The organism is Pseudoalteromonas sp. SMS1, assembly GCF_021530565.1.
Classification (GTDB): Bacteria; Pseudomonadota; Gammaproteobacteria; order Enterobacterales; family Alteromonadaceae; genus Pseudoalteromonas.
Window position 1 is genome coordinate 340,605 of record NZ_JAKGBI010000004.1, and the last position, 23,882, is coordinate 364,486.

Sequence of the window (23,882 nt, forward strand, 5' to 3'; positions counted from 1 at the left end):
ATGCGAATTTTAGTAATAGAAGATGACGTTCAGTTAGCTGAAAACTTACGGAACGTCTTAGAAAAAGAGAAGTACAGCGTAGATCTTTGTCACGATGGCGAAAACGGCCTTTTTCACTTAACGGAGTATCCACTTGATTTGGCTGTAGTCGACTTAGGTTTGCCAAAAATAGACGGTATAGAATTGATCAGACGCGCCAGAGCACAGGATATAAAGATCCCTATCTTAATCCTTACAGCTCGTGATCGTTGGCAAGAAAAAGTCGAAGGGCTAGATGCAGGTGCGGACGACTATTTAACGAAACCTTTTCATGTAGAAGAGTTGATCGCGCGCTGCAATGCATTAATTAGACGTAGCGCTGGACAGGCTAACCCAGAGATAACCATTGGTCCAATTACACTGCACACGCGATCTCAACAGGTATTCGTCGGTGATAGAGAATTGTCACTTACAGCATATGAATACAAAGTACTTGAATACTTAATGGTTAATCCACACAAAGTTATTTCAAAGTCAGAACTCACGGAGCATATTTACGATCAAGACTTTGATCTAGACTCCAATGTCATTGAAGTATTTGTTCTGCGTTTGAGAAAGAAACTTGACCCAGATGGCACATTAAACCCAGTAGAAACTCTGCGAGGTAGAGGTTACAGGTTTAAAACCCAGTGGTAAGTAGCGCACAAATTTCACTCAAAATAAGGCAAGGTTTCATCCTTGTCTTTGTTTTAATCGTTGCCCTACCTGCGTTGTTTTTCTCAATTGGTCGCGCCTATCACGCGACACTGATTGACGCCACGGAAAAAACGCTCGAAGCCCACTTATACTCACTGATCTCTGAAGTTGAATTTATTTCAGATGGCATATCAATGCCAAGAACCATTCTCGCTCCCGAGTTAAATAGACTGAATTCAGATACCTATGCTTTGGTATATCAACAAAATACGTTAGTTTGGTATTCAGAATCAGCGGTTAGCCTAACGGTCACGCCCGATGTATCTCAAACTCAGGCCGGTGCGTCAGAATTTAAAAAAGTTGAGTACAGTGGAGAGGAATTTTGGCAACTCAGTTTGACGGTTATTTTAGGTAACGCAGAGCAATCACAACAGGCTAAATTCATCTTACTCAAAAAGAATTCGGCTTTAGTTGCACTCATGTCGGAATTTAGGGACACACTGGTCAATTGGATGTTGATTATGGGTGTTGTCATTGCGGCATTAATGGCTTTTGGTTTTGTGTGGAACGCACGTCCGCTTCAGCGACTAGACAAAGAAATCAAAGAAGTAGAATCGGGCGAACGTGATAAAATTTCCGGATTGTACCCTGTAGAATTAAACACCATAAAAGCAGACTTGAATTTATTGCTCGACTCACAGCGTCGCCAAAAAGAACGTTATAGGGCGTCTTTGAGCGATTTAGCCCATGCACTTAAAACGCCGCTGGCAGTGTTAAAGTCAAGTTCACTGGCAAACGATGCCGAAGCACAAGAGCAGCTTGACCGTATCAATGCCATGATTGAACACCAACTAAAACGTGCTGCCACAGGCGCCTCTGATACTTGGAAAAAACAAACGACAATTAAACCCGTGCTAGATTCAATTTTGAATGCGATGGGTAAGGTCTATCATGACAAGGCAATTCAATTCTCAGCCTATTGCGCTGACGATGCCGCATTCCTTGGAGATAAAACTGATTTAATGGAAATATTGGGTAATATCATCGATAATGCATGTAAAGCATGCGCGCATAAGATTGATATCCAAGTAAAAACGACCTCCAATAGAGGCACTGTATTTGTCATTAGTGATGATGGACCGGGGATCCCGGAGAATAAACGTCAAGAACTTCTCAAGCGAGGTACTCGACTGGACACCTATGAAGCAGGTCATGGTGTCGGTATGGCCATCGTTTCTGATCTGGTTGCTTCATATCATGGCAACATCATTATCGATTACAGTGAACTTGGCGGCGCTCAATTTACAATAGAATTTGGCTATGAGCAAAACAACTAACTTTTTTATTTTAACTGTTGCCGCAATCAGCATCGACGTCAGTGCAGGCACGGCTTCACTGGCTGATTGCACACACCTTGATTCTGACCACCCGCAAAAGGCGAAACGCTATCTGATGTGTTTGGATGGCAATATTGAGCTTTTAGAGCGAGATAGACAAGCATGGATCAATAAGCTGTTATTAGACACAGAGAAAATCGAAAAAGACACGGGTAACACCCAGCTCATGCCAATCATAAAACGTAGTTTATTAAGTCAAAGCCGTTATATGGAAGATTCTTGTAAATGGCGATACTTAAAAGAACTCCCCAATTCTACCAAAGCAGCTAAAGTGTACAAGCGCTGTAAAATTTCATTTTTACAGCACCATACCGAAGAGCTTAAAGCTAACTTTTAGACTCATCGTAGCTACCGAGCATGGTCGCCAACCAGCGACCATCTTCACTGTTCTCTAACCCTATCTTTACGACCATTGTGAGCGGTACGGACAACAACATACCCACTGTACCCAATAACCAGCCCCAAAATATCAAAGAGACAAATACCACAAGGGTGGATAACCCGAGCCCTTTGCCCATATATTTTGGTTCAACAATATTCCCCATGACGGTATTGATAGACAAATACCCCACAGCAACAAGACCACTCACTACCGGGCCATGAGTTACTAAGGCCAGTAAAACAGGGGGAACAGCGGCAATGATAGAGCCAATATTTGGAATATAATTGAGCAAAAATGCGAGCACGCCCCACAGCACGAAGTAATCCACCTCTAATACCCATAGTAAAGAGCCAGCCAGAATACCCGTCGCAAGAGACACCAATGTTTTTATGGCCAAATAGCTGTTTATCGAGTTTAAGAAGCGGTCAATCTGTTGCATCTTCATTTGCGGATCGTCCAGAGCAATATGCACTTTTTTACTGAGCATTGGCGCTTCGAAAAGCATGAAAACAACGGTGAGTAAGATGAGAAATATATTCGCCATGACGCCACCAAACCCTGCCAGCATATTAGTCGCAACATCGATCATTTTTCCTGGATCAAAAAGCGAAATTAGCTGCTGTTTATCGATCAGGATGTTGTAATTTGCAGCAGTGTTAACTAACCATAAAAACTTATCTTGTAACGCTACTCGATAACTAGGTAGCTGTTGCGAGAAATCATTGAGAGACTGACCAACTAACCCCGCTAAGCTTGTACCAAGCAGAGCGACAATGGCAATAATAATAATGATCGCAGCCCCTTTTGGGATACGGTAACTAGCAAAAAACTTCAGGAGTGGATTACATATAATGGCAATAAATGCAGCCAGTATAAATGGCACTAATATATCGTTTGCAAGTTTTATCCCTGCTAATACAATGAATAAGGAAGCTAAAACAACTAAGCTTTTATTTATTCCTGTTAATGATGACACTATTGATCCTTATGCGAGGTCGCAACGTTGAAGGAATGATCACACATAATTTTTATATGTATCTGCTACTATTGTAATTGAATTTGTTTTCAAAACACTAGGGTAAAACTAAAAACATATGTAAACCAATCACTATTTGGGCGTGGAATGAATATACTGATCACTGGAGCTACAGGACTTATCGGACAAGAACTTTGCAAGTTTTTAGTCAACAAACACAATCTAACCATCTTGACCAGAAGCGAAGTCAAAGCACGACAAGTTTTGCCACAAAATGGACATTTTATTTCGCAGCTTAGCGAGGTCGATTTTAATGAAATAGACATCGTCATTAATCTCGCTGGTGAGCCGATTGCTGACAAGCGTTGGAGTGATAAGCAAAAAGCGGCGATCACCTCTAGCCGTGTAGGCTTGACGGAACAAATCTCAACCCACATCAATGCTGCTCAAAACCCACCCCACACATTCATATCAGGTAGCGCCATAGGGTATTATGGTAGACAATCAGCTGAGACAACCGTTGATGAAAGCTTCAACAAACCATTCAATGAATTCAGCCACCAGCTTTGTAAAGACTGGGAGACCGCCGCATTAGCCGCTAAAAGTGATAAAACGCGAGTGTGTCTGTTGCGAACGGGTGTTGTTTTATCTCGCCATGGTGGCGCACTCAAAAAAATGTTACCCGCTTTCTCTTGGGGGATGGGCGGCCCGATGGGCTCAGGAGAACAAATGATGTCCTGGATACACATTGATGACATGATCCAGCTGATCCTTTTCTTAATTAAGCACACGGAATTAAAAGGCGCCTTTAACGCCACAGCCCCCAACCCAGTTTCCAACAAAGAATTCTCTTACTGCTTAGCGAATGTGCTTAATCGACCTGCGTTATTTTGGCTGCCAGAAGGCTTTTTAAAGTGGGCTTTTGGTGAAATGTCAGACATTCTAATTTACGGTCAAAAAGTCGTACCTCAAAAAGCATTGGATGCCAATTATCGGTTTAGGTATACCTCTTTAGAAGAAGCGCTCAAGCAAATCATGCACTAAGCAATAACAATGCCTCGCGATTCAAAGAGTGTCAGCCTAACACACTTTTTGAATCCATTTATATTTGATAATTAACAACACTGCACCGCTTTGTTTTTCAACTACACTAACCGTTAACCTCCATGCTTAAAACCATGTCATCGCCATTCAACATGTTTTTGACGTGACTGTGGGCCTATAAAAGTTGACTTAATAAGGATGTATTAACATGTCACACATAACACCTATTCCCCTTCCAGCTCCTTACATTTGGTCTGATCATGCAAGTGCTTGCGAGGCACATATAAACCAGCTAGCAGTCATTTTTGAGCAAAAGCCACATTATAGATACTTATATTTAGGTGCGCTCTCTGAACTATGCATTGAGACGACCATTGCACGCAGACAAGACGTTGCCAACTACTGGTTGCCTTACCTTTACCAGCAGCCTGGCTTTACACTTAGTCATTTTTTCGCGCAATGGCTAACATATACGCCATCACCGAGTAACCCAGGCGAGTACATTGAGTATTGGGATTACTTCGTTAATACAGAAGCAGGCCTTCAGCTGACGAACGAATCGTGCTTTAGACATTGGTTTAAAACCTTTTTAGATTGCCATGGCATTTGGATCAACAGCACCGACTCCACTGCCACATTACCCGCGTGGATAAAATACACGGGTACACATGCTCACCCCTTTGATATCAAAGAGTACGAAAGGCCCGATCCTAATAGCCCCTCAGGTGGCTTTGAATCATTCAATCAATTCTTTTTACGAAACCTAAAACCCAATGAGCGTCCAGAATCAGACAGCGTTGTTGTCGCACCTTGTGACGGCGGGATTTTTTACTTGGCGCGTGAAGACACAAAGTCGAATCAACATACTCGCTATTTGCTACCCAATAAATCGGGCGATGAGTTTAACTTAATTGAGGCCATCCCCGGCTATGGCCGTTTATTCATTGGCGGGCCATTACTTGACGCCCTGCTATGGTTTACAGACTACCATCACTTTCACGCACCAGTCACCGGACAGGTAATAGAACAAGGGCTCTATGCTGGCGCTTATAATTATGACTTTGATGATTTCGATCCCAGTAATCCTTATGGGCCTTTGGCATCCGCCACCAGTGATAAGGCTGGTTGGTACCAAAAGCTCGGTAAACATCAACGTTATGTTTGGGTTATCAAAACCGAAAGTGTAGGTTTGGTGGCCATGATAGCAATCGGATTTTGGGGTGTCGGCAGCATCACTAATGCGATTAGTACTGGTGAAAAGATCGAGAGAGGACAATATATGGGCCATTTTGGCTACGGTGGCTCTTCAATCTTACTCGCATTTGAACCAGACAAACGCCTTGAATTTAAAGTTGCAGACAAATCGCTCAAGGGACCTGATAAACCAAGGTTAATAAAGGTGAGGCAGGCACTAGGCCATCAAAAATAACCGTTTATCTCAAAGTGCAACGGTACGCACTTTGAGATACCGATACGCTTTTTTACTTAACAAAGTAAAGTAGCTCATTTTGTTGATGTCGTGAGCTTTCGTCACTGCCATAAGGCCAAACATCAAAGCGTGTTTTAGAGTTAGGAACTTGGATAACTGATGCACCTTGGTAGGTATATGATTCAACACGAGTTGAGTCTTTATCGCCGAGAATGACACCGGCAAAGTCCCAAGATACATCACAGTGAGTATCTTCGTGGTGCCAGATCAAGCCATACTCACCCCAAGTGGACAATGCCGCTAAATTATCGTCGGTATAAATGTTGCGACAGTTCGCATTGTTCATTTTAGCCTGATAGATCTGCGTAATGCGGCCATGCTCATCTTTAAACATCATGCCACCTGTCACAGTTTGCCTCAGTGCTTGCCACCTTTGAGCTGTCATTACTGAGAAGCTGGCTGGTGAAATCACCTCACCTTCTTGAATATTCACGATATTATCTTTGTGGTTAGCGAACAATGTCCAACCACCTCCTTGATAATCCATATCACACCAGACTTTGAAAGCATCCACGCCGATGCCTTCGCCATCAGGGTCAATCAGGTAGAAACCCGTAGCAGCAACTGGCAGCTGTGTCTTTATATCTAAACAATTACGGCCAGTCGGTGAAAGTATCTCTTCTACCTCTTTTAAACGTGCAATCACTTGTGTGTAATCATTACGCATTGTTTGGTACTGACTTTCCAACTGCGCTACACGATTTTGCAAAGATTGTATTTGCTCCTGCTGTGCTGCTGATTGAGATGCAATGCTTTGAATTTGTGTATCTAAATAACGCTTAGTGACCAAATGAGACGGGTGCAAAGGATCGTCAGCTATTGCGTTTCCAATAACATGTAGTGCCTCGTTTGGAGTAGATGTACCCACGCCTACCTGCTTGAGAGTAGTCACGCTGGTCGCCGATTCTTGCCAATCCGTATCAGCAACGACTTGAGGCAGTGACTCAGTGTCTGTTTGAGCTGACACTTGGCTCACTAAACCTAGGCTCGACGTCAATACAACTGTTATTAAACTTAACTTAACGGTGTTATTCATAAATATGCTCTATCATTCAATTGCCTACTAGATTTTACAATGGTGAACAATACACATTTATGGGATAAATATCTTAATAAGGTACAAACAAGTTTTTTAACACCAGCTAGGTAAGAAATTTAATAGGAAAATGGCCAATAAGGATAAATGAAGCAAGACGCTGCTACCACAGACCATACCAACATCGTCAGCCAATACATGCCGGGCTGCGCCTTTCGATTATACGGATGCCATAGATATGCTTCGCCCCGGATCAAATCAAACAACAACCAAAGCACCAATGCAAACCCCAACCAGTAACTCCAAGGGAAACCAAATAACATATTACCTCCAATTTTCATCGCAACCCTCATTACCTTAAGCTGATAGTGTGATTGCTTCGCCCTACACGTCTTTAAACGCCCATTTATTGTCAACCTGACAATTTAAACTATACTCTCACTTCAAGTTAATTGTCAACATGACAATTAAAATCCGCATTGCTATAGTATGCAAAATCATAAAAAAGGTAAAAACCATGCCTAGACCTAGTATGGCGGCTCAGCGCCAAGAAGAGATCTTAGACGCCCTTGAAGCGTGCATTTTAAAATACGGTATCCAAGCGACCTCTCTTGAAAATATTGCCGAAACTGCAGGTGTCAAACGCACCATTTTGCGCCATTACATAGGTAACCGAGACGATATTATTTGTGCTCTGAGCAGTCGCCTAAGGGCCAAATACACGCAGCAATGGCAGCAATTGCTCCCTTGGTTACCAAGTAAAAATAAAGCAGAATCTATGATCGACGCCTTGTTTACTGTGGGCTCAAAAGAACAAATCAATGCCACGATAGTGGGCGAAGCAATTTTCTCAGAAGCGAAACGGTTACCACCAATTAAAGCAGACCAAGCGCAAATAATGTCAGAGTTTATTGAGCACGTGAGCAATATTTTAAAGTCTCAATATACTGAGGCCTGTGATGAAAGAATCGAACTTGTGGCCCATGGTATCTATGCTAACTACTTATTGTCTGAGTCATTTTTGCCACTCACATTTGTGGACCAAGTACATAAACTTAAATCTAGCACCAAACTGTTATGTACCACATTGACAAAAAATAAATCCGACCAATAAATTTTCATATTGACAATTTAAAAGTCGAAATTTAAGCTAGAATTAATTCATTGCCATATTCAGGACAAGATATGAAACTAGCCGGGTCAATATTATTATCTAGCGCCATTGTGTTTACCGTATGGGGGGTTGCGCTATTGCAGCCAACACCTGCGCGCGCTATTACCGCACCAGCGCCGCCAACAACCAGTGCACAATCTAAACCCATTGCCAACAACGTTGCGGTTGTCTCACCAGAAAAAACCAATCGACACACCGTGAAGCAATTCGATGAGCTAGTGATTGAAGGCAACACCGCGACACTTGCAACTTCACAAGTCGAGCAACTGTGGCGCGAACTGAGCAACAATAAACGTCTTAATCAAAAGTTGCTTCGAAACCCCACCACCATCTACGTCTATTATCGTGACTTTTCGGCTAACTATGACAGCGCAACAGTTACTGTCGGATACGCAACTACTGACTTGTCGCACACCAAAGCCGCTACAACAATTGCTTCCGCAAAATATGGCAACTTATTGAAAAAGAAAAAATATACGCCTTCCCAATTATCGAAGGCTTGGCAAGAGATAGATTATCGACGTAACCTAGAACACGTCATTGAGATCCATTACCTGTCAGAAAATAGTGAGGTACTCGCAACAGAAGTGCTCGTGAACTATAAGGAGCAATAACGTGGATTATCTCATCATGCCTTTTTCTGTAGACGATATATGGTGGCTCGAAACCTTCATCGATGATTGGTTTTTTGTCATTGCCCTCGCTCTATTTGTAGTAGAGTTACTGCGATACGCCTTTAAAAAGCAAATCACTAAAAACCTACTTGGTGATAGCATAACAAACTTTGTTACACTGGGTTTGTTCATGCTGCTGGTCAGTTTTGTCGCGCTTGCCTATATCGCCGTATTCTTTTTTGTCTACGACAACTTTAAGCTGGTTGAACTACCACCGACTCTATGGACAATAGGGTGTTGCATTGTATTGGCCGATCTTGCTTATTACTGGGAACATCGCTTTTTACATAAAAATGGCTTTGCCTGGGCGACGCATACCGTGCACCATAGCTCACCGCATTTTAATATTTCAGTCGCGTATCGCCATGGTCCATTAGACTGGCTGTTCCCGCTGTTTTTTTACTTACCATTGGCTTTGTTAGGGTTTCATCCATTTATTATCCTGCTTGCAGAGGTGATCGTGCAGGTATACCAAACTTTATTACACACCGAAACCGTGAAAAAATTACCTCGCCCAATCGAGGCTATTTTCAACACCCCTTCCCATCATAGGGTACACCACGCAAGGAATACTCAGTATCTTGATAAAAACTATGCGGGCATTTTCATTATTTGGGACCGACTCTTCGGCACCTTTGCCAAAGAAGAAGAAAAAGTAAAGTACGGTGTCTACCCACAATTAAATAGCGTGAATCCGATTAAAGTATTCTTTAGCGGTTACATCAAATTGGCACAACAAATGGGTGTAATTTCAAAATGGTCAAATAAGTTTAGGCTGCTGTATAAGCCGCCAATTTGGGCATGGCAACAAACTCAACGCAAACGCCATAAAGCCACAGAAAATACAAAGCAATGATGAACTGAGTGACACACGACGACGCTATCACTGACTCAGTTCACCCTATTCTTGCAATTACGCGCTTTTGAAAAGAAGCGCACTTAATGACTTTCTAACAGATCTAGATAAGGGTCTGTTAGTTCGTCCCAGCCTCCCCATGAAAACGACACTGTTATGATTTTTAACTACTTTTTTAAGTAAATAATAACTTTTAAAAGCATGGTAAGCGGTGTTTCTACTCTCTGTGAAAGCAATGTCACTTTCCAAATATCGTGCAAAAATAAGCGGTGTCATACTGGGTTGTAGACCCAATTGCAGTTGATCTGTTTTAAGCCAAAAACGTTGTATTGCTCTGCCCGCAGCCACATAATCCCCCCTGTTTTCAATTGGCGCTTCGCTATGAATTGTAAAGTGACAACTGGCACGCATACCGGGGATGAAGTCGAGTTGAAGGCGTGGTGCAACTGTACCAAACAAGTAGCGGTTAAAAAAGGCGACACGCTCCCAGCTCTCAAATAACCAGTGGGTTAACCTTGCCGTGATTTTATCTAAGCCGAGCGCTTGCTCGGGGATCTTTGTTTCACTAAATTGTTTACCCCAGTCGATGATTTCTGCATGCACCAAATAAGCTTCTTTCATCGTCAATCTCGTTTTTGCGTTGTGTGCATTTAACCACGCAAAACGTCTTTTTTCTGCCGTACTTTGATACCATTGCACTTTAAAGCCTGGTGGTAAGCTCTCTACTAAGCTGCGCTTTTCTTCCTCTGATAATGCTCGCGTGCCCATTGCTTTTCTTTGCACCGTGCGGGTTTTAATATTTGCAAGAAGAGGATCAGCGATAACCGCGTCGCTCGGTATTAAGGAAATTTTATAGATGTCACTGACCCCATTACTCGGTGACACGTGCACCTCGACCCTGCAACCAAATTTACTGGCCGCAATTTCAATAGTTTCTAATAATATGCCATGCGCAATATGACTGGAATGGCCATCTAAGTCATACACACTAGATGCACGCGTATTGTTGGCATGCACATTAAATGTGGTTGCATCGAGCAACTCGAATTGCCAAGGTTGACAGTTATCGCCACTTGGGGCCCACTTCGCCAGCTCAATCACTTTACAAGCGAGTGTTAATGCCCCTGATTCTTCATCACAATCATTATTTTGTGAACTGTGAACAAGCCCGCTAAATTGCTTTTTTGCCAGTTTAAATGCGAGTTTTTGGATTGGATTTCTATTGCCAAAAGGTCTCCAAACTTTATTGAGCTTATTGCTAAAAGCATCAAAGTGCAGGCTATAAGGCGCGCAAATAATAGGCCCCCTATTGAGTAAAATTTTTGCCACTTGTGCGACAACTACCCCAGCGGCCAGCTGACACCCAGCGACATTCGAAGGGCCCTTTTTATTCGCTAAATCAACCCGTGTCGCGTCCACCAAAGCATGTCGTTGTAAATTAGAAGGTGTGAGACCCAGATAAAATTTTAGATATTGCTCATTCTCTGAGTCACCCTTAAAATCAAAATACGTATCAAACGACATTTTGTCAGGCAAGAAATTGATGTAAGCCGTACCGAATCCGATAGGTGCCGCCGTCGTCGCGGGGATTTTACCATCTCTACACCGCGAGAAAACGAGTCTTCTAATATCCAAAACAAAAAAGTCCAGCGCATCAACATAACAATCACACCCTTCTAAGAAAGCATCCACATTGTCTTTGGTGACACCTTCAGGAAAAGCTCTGACCTCAATTTCAGGGTTGATATCTTTGGCCATCTCAATCATGGTCTCCAACTTCTTTTTGCCGTAAGTGGACGTAGATGCCCCAACCTGTCTATTGGTATTTTCACAATTAAACACATCGAAGTCTGCAAGATTAAACTGCGTGATCCCGAGTCTGACCAATGCCAATAAGTGACTTCCCCCCACCCCCCCCATACCAGCTATCGCAACCCGTTTATTTTTTAGGACATCTTGCTCAGTTTGCGTAACCCAACCAATATTTCTTGAAAAAGCGAGATCATAGTCAAAATTATGTGCCATTTTCTTTATCCTTATTCTTAGTTTATTTCGCCTGATTTAACGCCAGAAATCCATCCACTTGTGGCTGAATGAACGTATGAATTGTGTTGTATAACTCAAGCATTTTGGGGTTAGACTTGTGCAAAAAAGGAGACTGTTCGACCGGTAAAAAATACACTGCACGGTTTCCTTTATGATCGATGTCTGGACTGATTTTTACCAGCTCTAGCCCAAGCATGCTGACTCTTCGAGCCAATTTAGGCGAGACAAGAATAAGCACACCCGCCAAGCCCAATGCTTTTGCAAGCGCAAGGTTGCTGAAGTACATGCCCGCAGACATTAAAGGACGAATATGCTCTTCGATTTTGAACGTCTCACACCCTTTTTTTCTTACTTGAGGCAATATGGCAAAACGTGATGCCTCACCAAGACAAGCTTGGGAAAATAATTGACGATGCTGTTCGCTTTGCGGATCAGTTAAATAGTGCGCACAGGGCAATGAGCTAACATTGCCAATGGGGCTTGTGATGAGTCGATTGCACCCGATGTATTGATCACGTTCATTATGTTTGAGTAAGAGATGCAAAGCACGCTCGTCATGTTTATCTGACTCCTGCTTTAATGGACTCTCTGGCTCCCAATTTAACTCGGCGCAGTAAACTTGGTGACGAATACCGTACACTATCTCCTTCTCGGCTTGTGTCGTAGCCAGTTTTACCGTGAACGCGCGCGCAAATCCCTCAGATATTGAGTTAACCTGCATAAAACTCCCTTGATTTATATTTTATTATGGTTTGGAGTTTATCTGGACGGCGAAAAGCATAATCTGTGAAAATCGTGTTTTATTCGGTGTTTGTCACGCCAACTTAAACACCGGTTTTGCTGGGCAAATTTGCAGTTACTCCATATATAAAGTGGCTACTTCTTTGAGTTTATCTATGATCAGTTTTTGATTTCGATTATCAACAAACGCAATTTGGTTGGATGTAAATACCGTGTGTTTGGTGTCCATCGCATACAGACGAACTCTGCCTGTACTTCCCCAAAATGTATTGATGAGCCCCTGATCTTCACTGGGAAATGTGTTTAGTTCGTTTGAGCGATAACGCAAAATATTTGTTGACGAAGGAGCTAACTCAGCTTGCTCAGTATAGTTTTGCAACTGCAAGCGAATATCGACATAGTTATTCTCACTGATCTGAACACGCATTAAAGCTAAAGGTCGTAAAGAAGTACTTACTCGCCCAGTATTAGACGCAACGACTTCAACATCAAAGTAAGTGTACAGTTCTAATTGCTGGGACTTTAGTTTATGTAGCTGTGTCTCAATATTGCGAATATCATCACGCAGTCGCTCATGACGAATACTGGACTCGAGGATCACGTCATTGATATCCTCTTTCACATCATTCAGTAAGAACTTGAGTGCAGCTATGTTTATCTCGGGTTGCGCTTGCGAACCGAAAGCCATTTGTGAGTAATTTCGCGTAATTGCCAATACTTGCTCTTCAAAATATTGCGCTTCTGAGTCGTCAATATAGTTACTCAAATCCCACGCTTTAAGCTCACTGACTCTGAATTCCACTAATGGAAATTGATGATTAGATGGATCTAAGTAGGCCTCAATCCGTGCAATACTTTTGAGTAAACTGGCTTTTGTCAGTGCCATATTTTTTAAATCTTGTTTTGCTTTTTCATGGGCACTAAATAATGTACTTAACGTAAATTCTGGATAATCGATCTTATCTCCCCTGCGCCCTTGCAGGTTATACTCATACAACTGCTCTTCAGGTATGTAGGGCTCTAGCAAAGCCAGTTCGTCCGTATCGAGTGGGACAGTAAAACGAGATGATTCATTGCGACTGATAGAGGCCAACTCAATGACCACCTCTGATGTCTCAACAAAGTAAATTTGCCATACAGGAATAGCCGCAGCAGAGACCGTGCCTAAAATGGCAAACAAAATATTCCGCACGTTATGCTTTAATTTTTCTGTCCACCTCAGTGTCTCTGCAACCTGTTCATTGTTCATATAACCTCCTGCCCTAACATTGCACCCAAGTTAACCAAAAGGCGTGCCATCTACTCGTATGCAAATTGGAGGTTTTCAGCTAAAAAGCTTAAAACGAATGAAAATTACCTCTGATGTATGACTTGTTGCGTTATCATTATCAACCAATGCAAAAGGCTAACAACATTAATTAGCCGTGCAGAATCATAAAGGCTGATTATACTTACCTTTACGAGCATTAAAGAGTATATTGATTGTCCTACCGTCGATTGAAGCCCATTTTAAAAGCCACTTTACACAGCAAGTATTTACTCTCGCTGAGAGAGGCCTTCATTTCATTGATACCCTATTTTGTCAGCAGTGCACTGGCCATATTTATTCTTAACAGCGCTCTGGCGCTCAATATAATCACCACAGGACACGCTTTATACGAAAGTGCTTTTAATGCCGCCTCTTTAATTTTGGCTTTATTTCCCGTTATTGTTGCCATTTCAATTGGCTTTTTTGTGTGCAAAAACTATGGGCAAAGCGGCATTGTCGGAGCCATGTTGGCATTGTTATGTTTCTCTTTGCATGGGCACTATATCGTTTCAGATCAGGGTGCGTTTTCACTCAATCCGACAGGCGCAGCTCCCTATGCCATTATTATCCCTAGCCTCAGTAGTTTGCTGCTCATCTTCATGATTAAGACATTGCCAAACTTTACGGATTACTTTCATCAGGTTAGTCGGTTCTTAAGCGAAAAGTTACTCATCATTTTGCCTTTCTTTTTGGTTTTTCTTAGCTTTTACGCTTTTATGCCCTTACTCAATGTCATAGGAAGCCATGTCGCGGTATTAATTACCCCAGATCCAACTAGTCAGTCTATTGCAGAGCTGACTTTTCAACGCATGGTCGTGATCCATGGTTTGTGGTTTGTCGGTATCCATGGCGACAATACTTTTAATATGTTGTTTAATGCCGAGTATTTATCACAGCCGATTTTAGCCGACCTACCAGCTAAAACCTTTTACGACACGTTTGTCTTAATGGGGGGAACTGGCTGCTTTGCCGGACTTATAGTCGCCGCATTTTTCTTAAAAAAAGGGTGCCATGAACGCAACATTGTAAAGTTATCTCTGCCATTTACGATCTTCAATTTTTGTGAAATCGTGCTGTTTGCACTACCGGTATTTTTGAACCCAATCATGTTAGTCCCTTTTGTTATTACACCTATCTTTAACTTTATCGTTTCTTACTTCGCTATCAGTGCACAGTGGGTATCTGTGTCGAGTGTCAGTACAAGCTGGATGTTACCAACATTAATCAGCGGCTACGAAGTATCAGGTAACTTCTCTGGTGTGATACTGCAAATCATATTAATTGCGGCCAACGCGCTTATTTATTTTCCATTTTTAAAAAAACAAAGTGAACAATTTCACTTTATTGATGCCGTAAACAAGTTAAGTGATACATTGAATATTGCCGAGCAATTAAGGCAATCAAGTGAACAGGACTATCTTTCACACCGAAGAGACATTGAAAATTCAAACAAGGCATTACAACAAATACTGACGGAAATCAGCAATGGTAAGTTGAGATTATTTTATCAACCGCAGATCTGCCAAAAGACCAAACATATTCGCGGTTTTGAGGCATTGTTAAGATTGCAAAAGCCAGACGGATCAATAGTGGGGCCCTATTTCTTAGAAACACTCATTAAACACGACAGAACGGATATTATTGATACTTGGGTGATTGAGCAAGCACAACGCGATTTACTGTATTTTGCAAAGAGAAGCTACAAGCCGATAATTAGCATTAACGTCAATCCCAAAGTGCTCAGCGATAACCAGCTTATTACCTATGTTTGTGACAGCTTCACGCAATTTCCCGATCAGTTAAAAATTGAAGTGGTTGAGTCGGGGTACTTAAGTGACAAACGTACCGTAGTTTCAAATATCGAAAAGCTCAAACAGTACAAAATCAAAACCGTCATCGATGACTTTGGAACCGGGTATTCAAGTCTATCGATGCTTGCAGATCTGCCCATTGACATCGTGAAGCTGGATAAATCCATGTTGGACAAGGCACAAACACCAAATGGTGAAGGATTCTACACACATGTTGTTGATCTTTTACACAAAATGAATAAACGCTTGGTAGCCGAAGGGGTTGAAACACGCACACAATTGGACTTTATTAGGCGTTTAAAAGTTGATACCGTGCAGGGGTGGTACTATGAAAAAGCGATGCCCAAAGATAAGGTGCTAGACTTTGTGAAGAACTATATCCCTGAGTGAGTGCACACCGCGCGATTCTTAGCGCTCTCCCGCGTAAATCCAAATACGCCTATCATAAATAACAGGAAAATTCGCACAAGAATATGCTTATGATTCAGTAAGCCAGATCATCAAACTCATTAGTAACGAAAGCAGCATACTTTTTACAACATTGGTGTGGTATACACATATAAAACGGTTTAATAATAACGCATAGTTTAATCCCAAAGGGAAAATATGGTTTCATCTATCTTGCTCGCTGGATTGAGTCAAAGCCTCGTGATGGTTGCCTTCCTATCGAAGAAAACAAATCAGCATCCGCATTTTAAGTTACTCATGTTCATTCATATTGTATTTGCCACCGACTTATTTATTCTCTTAGCTCGCCAAGAAGCATGGATATCAAACAAACTAAATGCCTGTTGGGGTGCAATATACGCCATTTTATACTTTGTTTTTATACGTACTTGCATAGGTAAAAAGCCCTCGCGCAAGCAGATCATTATCTATTTTGTACCCTGGATCCTATTAAATATTTCTGTTTTGGACTTCCTTCTGGCGCCAGAGCGCACCCCGATAGAAACAAGACACATTTTATCTGGGCATATTCTAGTACTGATCTATTTATTTTTTGCAATTTGGTCATCGATGACGGTCTACCACTATCAAAAATACCGTAAAGATTACCTTGCAAACTTAAATCAAGAAAATCTGTGGTTACTTTGGGGGATCTGTGCCAGCTTATTTCTTGCCATCAGTACGATCCCTTTTCAATTTGTATTTCAAACTGACTTACCGTTGCCGCAGCTACTGATGAGTTTTGTCATGTTTTTCATCGCTTATGCCCTACTGCTTAACCCTGCGCTGCTTAGTTTCAACCCTAATTTAGAAAAAAATAATGATATGGAACAGATAGATAACAGCATTGACGTACAGCTTGAACAACAGATTTACCATCTTCTGGATGAACAACTGGTATTTACTAATCCCGAGTTAAACCTAAAGTCGCTGGCTGATTTGCTGGAAGTTAAACCTTATATTTTATCTCAAGTCATAAATCAACATATTGGAGAGAAGTTCTATGACTTAATCAATCGACGTCGAGTCGAGTATACCTGCCAACTATTCAACGACCACCCAACTAGGCCCATATTAGACATTGCGCTACAAGCCGGGTTTAATTCAAAATCGACTTTTAACGCCGCATTTAAACGATACCTCGCTGTGACTCCTTCGCAGTATAAGTCCTCTCTGATAAGTAAAGATTAGCCAATTCGTTCGTCCAGTTTAGCCAATTAGACGCAATATTCCTGCAAAAAGGCACTCTGATATTTTCATTAAGGAGTGTTTTATGATTTTGATAAAAAGAAAACTTTGGCCTGTCGTGGTATTCGTTCAAGTCCTCGGAGCATGCAGTAACGATACTGAACAGTCTGTACAAATGAATCAATTGGATACGAAAAAGGAAAGCAGGACACACCAGCATCACTACCCACAGCCAACTGGCAATTTTAATGTAGGCGTCAAGACGTTTGATATCGCCAGTTATCAAGAAGACCGTGTCAGCCCAGTTTTAGGCGTGCTGCGAAACTTACATATTACCGTATTTTACCCTTCCGATACATTGAACCAAAACTATCACCCCTATTTTGACAAATGGGGGAAACAAGCAGCTTACCTCGAGGGTTTACGCCCTGCTGATGCACCTAATCACCCTGAACAACATCAATTATCTGACATGTCTTCTTGGTCAATATTGGATGCACCAATCGCGCAACACGAGCGCACGGGTTGGCCTGTGCTTTTTTACTCCCACGGGTTAGGGCTTTTTGAAACCGACAACAGGGAGTTGCTCGAGACCCTAGCAAGCCATGGTTTTGTCGTTGTCGCAATCAACCACACTTATCTGGCTGGTGTCACGACATTTAACACTGGTAAATCGACTCATTTGTATCTGCCAGAAGAGCAGCAAGACGTCACAACACCGCTTGGCAGGACCTACTTTGACACCACTGTCGCCGCACAAATTGGGCAAGATGTGCAGCTCACACACGAGTGGCTGTTATGGCACCAATGGCATTTAGACCACCAAATTGACTTACGTAATATTGGCACATTGGGTTTTAGTCTTGGCGGCAGTGCCGCCATGAATGGGTGTCAACTCATAGCGTATTGTATAGCCGCAGCCAATATGGATGGCATTGTGCTGGGTACTGTTGCGCAACAACCTTTGAATAAGCCTTTATTGCTACTAAGCGCATCAACGCCTTTTTCACAGTTAAACAGTACGTTTACCGCGAATCAAGCAGAAACGCACTTAGTCACTATCATTGGCAGTGAGCACAATGACTTTACCGACCAAAACCGTTGGATTGTTGGCTACCCTTCAGCAGTTAACCCCGACGTCATGCACCAGATAGTCAAAGAAAGTATGACGACCTTTTTTAAAGCACACCTAACAAACCAATCATTTGTATTGCCTCAAAGGCATGGTGTTCATATCATCAGCAAGTAAACATCAAGGAGTAATACGTTGTGTGTATTACTCCTCTCTAAACGCTTTTGCGCAATCAGATAAAGTAACTGCACCGCATGTAGCGAATACGGTCATCTCCGGTATCTTGATAATAAAAGCCAGTCGTGTAAGTGTCTCTGCCATCCACTTTGCCACACACCACAGGGCCATTAATATCTGCGTACTTGTAGCTATGGGTAGAGGCAGTCGACTTTCCTATCACTCTCGTGCATTCGAACCGCTCAACACTTCTGTCTCCTCGATCATAAAAATACATCCCTGTTACAACAAAGCCACTCGCACAGCTATACCAGTTATTACCATTCCCATTCATGTAAACATCATAAACCTGAGAAGAGGATATCGTCATACCGTCAATATCTTTCGCTTGAAAACCGTATAAACTCCTATCTTCAGACGCATTCAAAGCACTTAGGATATGCGTGGCAAGTCTGCGATTTTCATATCTTGCTATCTTCCAGCCAGTGCCTGTACCTAGCATGGTATAAAACTGAAAAGCTTGTGTGCTGACATCATGATGCATTGACGGGAATGCCAAAAGATCCGTTTGTGGAACTTGGGCAGCTTGAATCAGAGGTGAATAAGAATGTAGTGCAAACAACAACATGAACAAAACAGAGGTTTTCATTTTATCTTCCTTATACAGATGTAATTTCCCTACAAAATTAGTTCACCTTCCTAGATAGAAATATTACGTATGCTTACACTGGGATCCATAGCGCGAAAACACACCGTACTCAACAGCATAAACCTATCTGGGTCACAATAAAGCGTTTTGCTTGTACGGTCTAACTTTCTTGCTCTGCGCGCGAAAACCAATCTATCACCTGTTGCAAGTAAGCTTCACCATACTTAGCAGAAAACTCTTGAGTGTGACGATCACGCTCATTGCTAAGCGACGCAATTCGACTGCGAGCATACTCAGGGGTTAACTTTATATTGCACTTTACTGTGATAGCATGGCGCCACTGCTCGTAGCTTTGAAAATAAAAGTGGTTGGTTTCAAGCATGGTATTTCAGTTCCTCATTCAGTGTTTGGCTGGGTCACTCGCACAAATATTGTCGTCAGAATACGCTATTCAAAACCTTCATTCGGCATCGTAACCAATCAAAACTCGTAATCATTAAACGAATTTACGCTGAATAACTTTAGTCTTAATCGCGATCAATACATACCACACAAGCCACTTGTTTAAAGATTGGTGCAATAAGTAGTACTGCGTTTACACGACAAAGTCTATGTAATACCTGTGTAATTAATAATTATTACGACTTTCCTATTTTCTACTCTGACACCTAACCAGTAAGGAAAGACAAATGAATACATGCAACATTGCCTTAGCAGTAACTGCTATTTTATCCGCGAGTTTATCCGCACACACTCTCGATAGTGTCGCAACAATTGATGACTCTCTTTGGTTACAGCCTAACTTTTCCCTTTACAAACAATCAGCTTGGAGAAATTACTGCGCTTCAAGCTGGAATCGTCAGCTGTTTTTTTGCTCAGAGTCTGGTTCCGTAGACGCAAAAGGATTTAAAGTGAATGCTGCAACAAGTCCTTACTATACAATTTCTCCATCAAGGTATAACGACAGATGCCTAACAGATCAAGGATACGCCACCTTGGTAAACTCAAACCCTTGTAACGGCTCTAGCGCACAAAAATGGCAAATTTGGTTAACCGATGGCACGATTTCTGTGCGACCATCAGGTGACTCATTTCGCGCAATGGGTTACACCGATATGGGGTTTAATGAGTTATTTTTGGATGCCCTTGGCGCGAACCCAAGCACAAATCACCCATTGCCTAAGCAGAGTATATGGCAATTCAATTTGAGAAGTGCAGCGCAGGGCAACTGGCATAACTCCGGTGGCCAGGACTACACCCACCCTTACAATCCGGAGTTTACCTTCACTCAACAATACAGTGATTATGTTGAACTCTCCTTAGATGGGCATGCTGGGGATGCATACTTAACACTCATCAAACCCAATGGTGACATCCTAAGAGACGATGATAGTGGGGAAGGATATGATTCTAAGATCCGTACAAATTTACCAGCAGGCACCTACAAAGTGGTTGTAGGAACATACCGCGCTAATTATACCGGCAACTATACGTTGACCATTACAAGCCCGGGAATTAGACGAAACAACTTTTCTGTATATCAATCTAGATAGCACTGAAATAAGGCGTATGAATTTAAGCTTGCGTGAGGTCTAACCGGTCCATCCACACATACCGCATCCCATAACTATAAATAAAAAAAGCGCGTACAAGACGCGCTTTTCTCTGTCAAAAATTTTACAGGTTAAACAACTTTAACCGGTACTGCTTGCTCAGAACCAAACTTAGTCGTTAGCTCTTCTTCAAGCGGCGTAAACGCTGTTAGGTCAATGCCTTCAACCGCAGCTTTATACTCGTCCATAGTTGGGAAACGGCCAAGTACAGTTGAAAGTACAACTAACGGCGTTGAACCAAGTAGAGACTCACCTTTCTTCTCTGATGTATCAGCTACAACACGACCTTGGAATAGGCGCGTTGAAGTTGCGATTACAGTGTCACCAGGCTCAGCCTTTTCTTGGTTACCCATACATAGGTTACACCCAGGGCGCTCTAGATATAGGATGTTTTCGTACTTAGTACGTGCAGCTGTTTTCGGCTTTTCATCGTCAAACTCAAAGCCAGCGTACTTAGCTAGAATTTCCCAATCGCCTTCCGCTTTTAGCTCATCAACAATGTTGTATGTTGGTGGCGCAACAACCAATGGCGCTTTGAAAGAAATTGAACCGTTTTGCTTTTCAAGGTTGCGAAGCATTTGCGCGATGATCTGCATGTCACCTTTATGAACCATACAAGAACCAACGAAACCTAAATCAACTGGCTTGTCGTTATAGTATGAAACAGGACGAATTACATCGTGCGTGTAACGCTTAGATACATCTTCGTTGTTTACATCAGGGTCTGCAATCATTGGCTCAACGATTTCGTCAAGGTCAACAACCACTTCAGCGTAGTACTTAGCATTGTCGTCCGGTGCAAGCGCTGGTTGCTCACCAGAGTTGATTCCTGCAATACGTTCATCAGCAAGGTCGATAAGGCCTTGAAGCGTCTTAGCTTCGTTTTCCATGCCCTTGTTGATCATGATCTGGATACGGCTCTTAGCCAGCTCAATTGACTTGATAAGCGTTTCATCGTTTGAAATACAGATTGATGCTTTCGCTTTCATCTCTGCAGTCCAGTCGGTGAAAGTGAACGCTTGGTCAGCCATTAGAGTCCCAATGTGAACTTCAATGATACGACCTTGGAACACGTTCTCGCCGCCAAATTGCTTAAGCATTTGCGCTTGAGTTGCGTGTACAACGTCACGGAAGTCCATGTGCTCTGCCATTTTACCTTTGAAGGTCACTTTTACAGAGTCAGGGATTGGCATAGCCGATTCACCCGTTGCCAGTGCAAGTGCAACAGTACCTGAGTCAGCACCGAACGCCACGCCTTTAGACATACGAGTATGTGAGTCACCACCAATGATAATAGCACGGTCATCCACAGTAATGTCATTCAGTACCTTGTGGATAACGTCAGTCATTGAGTGGTAAATACCCTTAGGGTCACGTGCAGTGATAAGGCCAAACTTGTTCATGAATGCCATAAGCTTTGGAATGTTAGCTTGCGCTTTCTTATCCCAAACTGATGCTGTGTGACAACCAGATTGGTATGCGCCATCAACAAGTGGAGAAATCGTTGAAGCAGCCATTGCTTCAAGCTCCTGTGACGTCATAGGACCTGTTGTATCTTGCGAACCTACGATGTTTACTTTAACGCGAACGTTAGAGCCTGCATGCAATGGCGTGTCAGAAGCAACACCTACTGCATTACGGTTGAAGATTTTCTCAACAGCCGTTAGGCCTTGGCCTTCATGTGAGATTTCTTTCGAAGGCGCATAAACCGTTGGCGCTTCAACACCTAGCGTTTCTGCCGCTAGCGTTTGAAGTTTCTTACCGAATACGACCGCGTAAGAACCACCCGCTTTCATAAACTCAACTTTTTGTGGCGTGAATGCAGAAGAAATATCCGCAAGCTCTGCTTCGCCGTTGAATAATTTTTTCGCTTTAGTATCGATAGTAAGCAGAGTACCAGTCGCTACTGAGTATGCTTCTTCTAATACTGGGTCACCATTTTCATCAGTAACTGTATTGCCATCAGCGTCTACTTTCTTAACCCAGTTTTTAAGGTCAAGACCAATACCACCCGTTACATCAACTGTAGTAAGGAAGATTGGCGCAATACCATTTGTACCTGCAACAACAGGTGCGATGTTGATGAATGGAACGTAAGGGCTTGCTTGAGTACCTGCCCATAATGCAACGTTGTTCACACCAGACATACGTGAAGAACCTACACCCATAGTACCTTTTTCTGCGATAAGCATCACTTTCGCGTTAGGGTGCTTTTCTTTAAGCGCAACGATTTCTTGTTGTGCTTCAGGTGTGATCATACATTGGCCGTGAAGTTCACGGTCAGCACGTGAGTGTGCTTGGTGACCTGGAGACAGTAAGTCAGTCGAAATATCACCTTCACCCGCGATGAAAGTAACCACTTCGATTTTTTCAGCCACATCAGGAAGCTTCGTGAAGAACTCAGCATTCGCGTAGCTTTCTAGGATATCTTTCGCAATTGTATTACCTGCTTTGAATGCGTCTTGTAGACGAGCAGTATCCGCATCGTATAAGAATACCTGCGTTTTAAGTACCTCAGCAGCTTGCTTCGCAACTGCTTCGTCATTGCCAAGTGCAAGATCAAGAAGCACAGCAATTGAAGGACCGCCTTTCATGTGAGAAAGAAGTTCAAATGCAAAGTCAGCTGAGATTTCAGCGACGGTCTCTTCACCTAGGATAATTTCTTTTAGGAATTGTGCTTTAACACCAGCAGCGCTCGTTGTGCCTGGCAGTGTGTTGTAGATGAAGAATTTAAGAGAATCTTCACGGTGCTCATGCCCAGCGTCTTTGATTTGGGCAATAATTTCTGATAATAGCTCTGCGCTATCAATTGGTTTAGGATTTAGTCCTTGTTCCGTTTTACGGGTCTGGATTTCATCCAAGTACTCATTATACAAACTCATATAAACCTCGTCAGGCAGTAATACGCATAGATAAAACAGGGTTATTTTACCCTATTTTAAAGCGCTCGTAATCATTTAACTAAAAAGCACTTTTTAGTTTTTATTTGGGCCGCAAAATACACTAAACTCGCTATGTTACGCTAATTTATAAAGTTAATGCGCGGTATAAATACCATTTATATGATAATGATTCCCATTTACCAAACTAATATTACTCAGGCCCCCATAAACCTTATGTCATTTA

21 protein-coding genes are annotated in these 23,882 nt (G+C 42.4%); 12 read left to right on the forward strand and 9 right to left on the reverse strand.

The features are described 5' to 3' along the window. The 3 genes from L1286_RS07115 to L1286_RS07125 are packed head-to-tail and all read left to right on the forward strand — an operon-like array spanning nucleotide 1 to nucleotide 2,409. Entirely contained in the window at nucleotides 1-675 is a 675-nt protein-coding gene (locus tag L1286_RS07115; protein ID WP_063374933.1) for a response regulator transcription factor, read from the forward strand. Beyond that, on the forward strand, nucleotides 669-2,012 hold the full coding sequence (locus tag L1286_RS07120; RefSeq protein WP_235406213.1) for an ATP-binding protein: 1,344 nt from the start codon (nucleotides 669-671) through the stop codon (nucleotides 2,010-2,012). The genes L1286_RS07115 and L1286_RS07120 overlap by 7 nt, the downstream gene beginning before the upstream one ends. Continuing rightward, the gene (locus tag L1286_RS07125) at nucleotides 1,996-2,409 is read left to right on the forward strand and encodes a hypothetical protein (RefSeq protein WP_235406214.1); all 414 of its coding nucleotides are present in this window, start codon (nucleotides 1,996-1,998) and stop codon (nucleotides 2,407-2,409) included. Before L1286_RS07120 ends, L1286_RS07125 begins: the two co-directional genes overlap by 17 nt. Here L1286_RS07125 and L1286_RS07130 read toward each other — a convergent pair. Further along, nucleotides 2,399-3,430, reverse strand: a complete 1,032-nt coding sequence (locus tag L1286_RS07130; protein WP_235406215.1) for an AI-2E family transporter — start codon at nucleotides 3,428-3,430, stop codon at nucleotides 2,399-2,401. The two genes, L1286_RS07125 and L1286_RS07130, sit on opposite strands and share 11 nt — an antisense overlap. A 147-nt stretch (nucleotides 3,431-3,577) precedes the next feature. Here L1286_RS07130 and L1286_RS07135 point away from each other — a divergent pair, with 147 nt between their 5' ends. Together L1286_RS07135 and L1286_RS07140 are read left to right on the forward strand one after the other, a co-directional pair. After that, nucleotides 3,578-4,474: a TIGR01777 family oxidoreductase gene (locus L1286_RS07135; RefSeq protein ID WP_235406216.1), complete on the forward strand. Its 897-nt coding sequence runs from the start codon at nucleotides 3,578-3,580 to the stop codon at nucleotides 4,472-4,474. 208 nt (nucleotides 4,475-4,682) lie between these two features. Continuing rightward, nucleotides 4,683-5,903: a phosphatidylserine decarboxylase gene (locus L1286_RS07140; protein ID WP_235406217.1), complete on the forward strand. Its 1,221-nt coding sequence runs from the start codon at nucleotides 4,683-4,685 to the stop codon at nucleotides 5,901-5,903. Between the two features lie 52 nt (nucleotides 5,904-5,955). On the opposite strand, the gene L1286_RS07145 is transcribed toward L1286_RS07140, so the two are convergent. Beyond that, nucleotides 5,956-6,999 carry a fibrinogen-like YCDxxxxGGGW domain-containing protein gene (locus tag L1286_RS07145; protein WP_235406218.1) on the reverse strand — a complete coding sequence of 348 codons (1,044 nt, stop codon included), beginning with the start codon at nucleotides 6,997-6,999 and terminating at the stop codon, nucleotides 5,956-5,958. Between the two features lie 119 nt (nucleotides 7,000-7,118). Continuing rightward, nucleotides 7,119-7,340 (reverse strand): hypothetical protein, encoded by a 222-nt coding sequence (locus L1286_RS07150; RefSeq protein ID WP_235406219.1) that lies wholly within the window; start codon nucleotides 7,338-7,340, stop codon nucleotides 7,119-7,121. 176 nt (nucleotides 7,341-7,516) lie between these two features. Between L1286_RS07150 and L1286_RS07155 the strand changes: the two genes are divergently transcribed. The 3 genes from L1286_RS07155 to L1286_RS07165 all read left to right on the forward strand — a co-directional run bounded on the left by L1286_RS07155 (nucleotide 7,517) and on the right by L1286_RS07165 (nucleotide 9,703). Further along, entirely contained in the window at nucleotides 7,517-8,113 is a 597-nt protein-coding gene (locus L1286_RS07155) for a TetR/AcrR family transcriptional regulator (RefSeq protein WP_235406220.1), read from the forward strand. Between the two features lie 71 nt (nucleotides 8,114-8,184). Further along, nucleotides 8,185-8,787, forward strand: coding sequence for a hypothetical protein (locus tag L1286_RS07160; RefSeq protein WP_235406221.1), 603 nt, complete (start codon nucleotides 8,185-8,187; stop codon nucleotides 8,785-8,787). A 1-nt stretch (nucleotide 8,788) separates the two neighbouring features. After that, on the forward strand, nucleotides 8,789-9,703 hold the full coding sequence (locus L1286_RS07165; RefSeq protein WP_235406222.1) for a sterol desaturase family protein: 915 nt from the start codon (nucleotides 8,789-8,791) through the stop codon (nucleotides 9,701-9,703). Nucleotides 9,704-9,760: 57 nt separating this feature from the next. On the opposite strand, the gene L1286_RS07170 is transcribed toward L1286_RS07165, so the two are convergent. The 3 genes from L1286_RS07170 to L1286_RS07180 form a co-directional block, all read right to left on the reverse strand. Beyond that, a complete protein-coding gene (locus tag L1286_RS07170) occupies nucleotides 9,761-11,728 on the reverse strand; it encodes a ThiF family adenylyltransferase (RefSeq protein ID WP_235406223.1) in 1,968 nt (655 codons plus the stop codon). Nucleotides 11,729-11,750: 22 nt separating this feature from the next. Beyond that, nucleotides 11,751-12,470, reverse strand: a complete 720-nt coding sequence (locus L1286_RS07175) for a PEP-CTERM/exosortase system-associated acyltransferase (RefSeq protein ID WP_235406224.1) — start codon at nucleotides 12,468-12,470, stop codon at nucleotides 11,751-11,753. Nucleotides 12,471-12,605: 135 nt separating this feature from the next. Next, entirely contained in the window at nucleotides 12,606-13,739 is a 1,134-nt protein-coding gene (locus L1286_RS07180) for a hypothetical protein (RefSeq protein WP_235406225.1), read from the reverse strand. 233 nt (nucleotides 13,740-13,972) lie between these two features. Between L1286_RS07180 and L1286_RS07185 the strand changes: the two genes are divergently transcribed. The 3 genes from L1286_RS07185 (at nucleotide 13,973) to L1286_RS07195 (ending at nucleotide 18,494) form a co-directional block, all read left to right on the forward strand. Then, nucleotides 13,973-16,000, forward strand: coding sequence for an EAL domain-containing protein (locus L1286_RS07185; protein ID WP_235406226.1), 2,028 nt, complete (start codon nucleotides 13,973-13,975; stop codon nucleotides 15,998-16,000). A gap of 216 nt (nucleotides 16,001-16,216) precedes the next feature. Beyond that, nucleotides 16,217-17,248, forward strand: coding sequence for a helix-turn-helix domain-containing protein (locus tag L1286_RS07190; RefSeq protein ID WP_235406227.1), 1,032 nt, complete (start codon nucleotides 16,217-16,219; stop codon nucleotides 17,246-17,248). 82 nt (nucleotides 17,249-17,330) lie between these two features. Next, a complete protein-coding gene (locus tag L1286_RS07195; protein ID WP_235406228.1) occupies nucleotides 17,331-18,494 on the forward strand; it encodes an alpha/beta hydrolase family protein in 1,164 nt (387 codons plus the stop codon). A 55-nt stretch (nucleotides 18,495-18,549) separates the two neighbouring features. Here L1286_RS07195 and L1286_RS07200 read toward each other — a convergent pair whose 3' ends face one another. Together L1286_RS07200 and L1286_RS07205 are read right to left on the reverse strand one after the other, a co-directional pair. Beyond that, entirely contained in the window at nucleotides 18,550-19,143 is a 594-nt protein-coding gene (locus L1286_RS07200) for a hypothetical protein (protein ID WP_235406229.1), read from the reverse strand. Nucleotides 19,144-19,303: 160 nt separating this feature from the next. Beyond that, the gene (locus tag L1286_RS07205; protein WP_235406230.1) at nucleotides 19,304-19,525 is read right to left on the reverse strand and encodes a hypothetical protein; all 222 of its coding nucleotides are present in this window, start codon (nucleotides 19,523-19,525) and stop codon (nucleotides 19,304-19,306) included. 307 nt (nucleotides 19,526-19,832) lie between these two features. On the opposite strand from L1286_RS07205, the gene L1286_RS07210 reads away from it, so the two are divergent. Then, nucleotides 19,833-20,696 (forward strand): hypothetical protein, encoded by an 864-nt coding sequence (locus tag L1286_RS07210; protein ID WP_235406231.1) that lies wholly within the window; start codon nucleotides 19,833-19,835, stop codon nucleotides 20,694-20,696. A gap of 131 nt (nucleotides 20,697-20,827) precedes the next feature. On the opposite strand, the gene L1286_RS07215 is transcribed toward L1286_RS07210, so the two are convergent. Then, nucleotides 20,828-23,638 (reverse strand): bifunctional aconitate hydratase 2/2-methylisocitrate dehydratase, encoded by a 2,811-nt coding sequence (locus L1286_RS07215; protein WP_235406232.1) that lies wholly within the window; start codon nucleotides 23,636-23,638, stop codon nucleotides 20,828-20,830. Nucleotides 23,639-23,882: the final 244 nt, after the last annotated feature.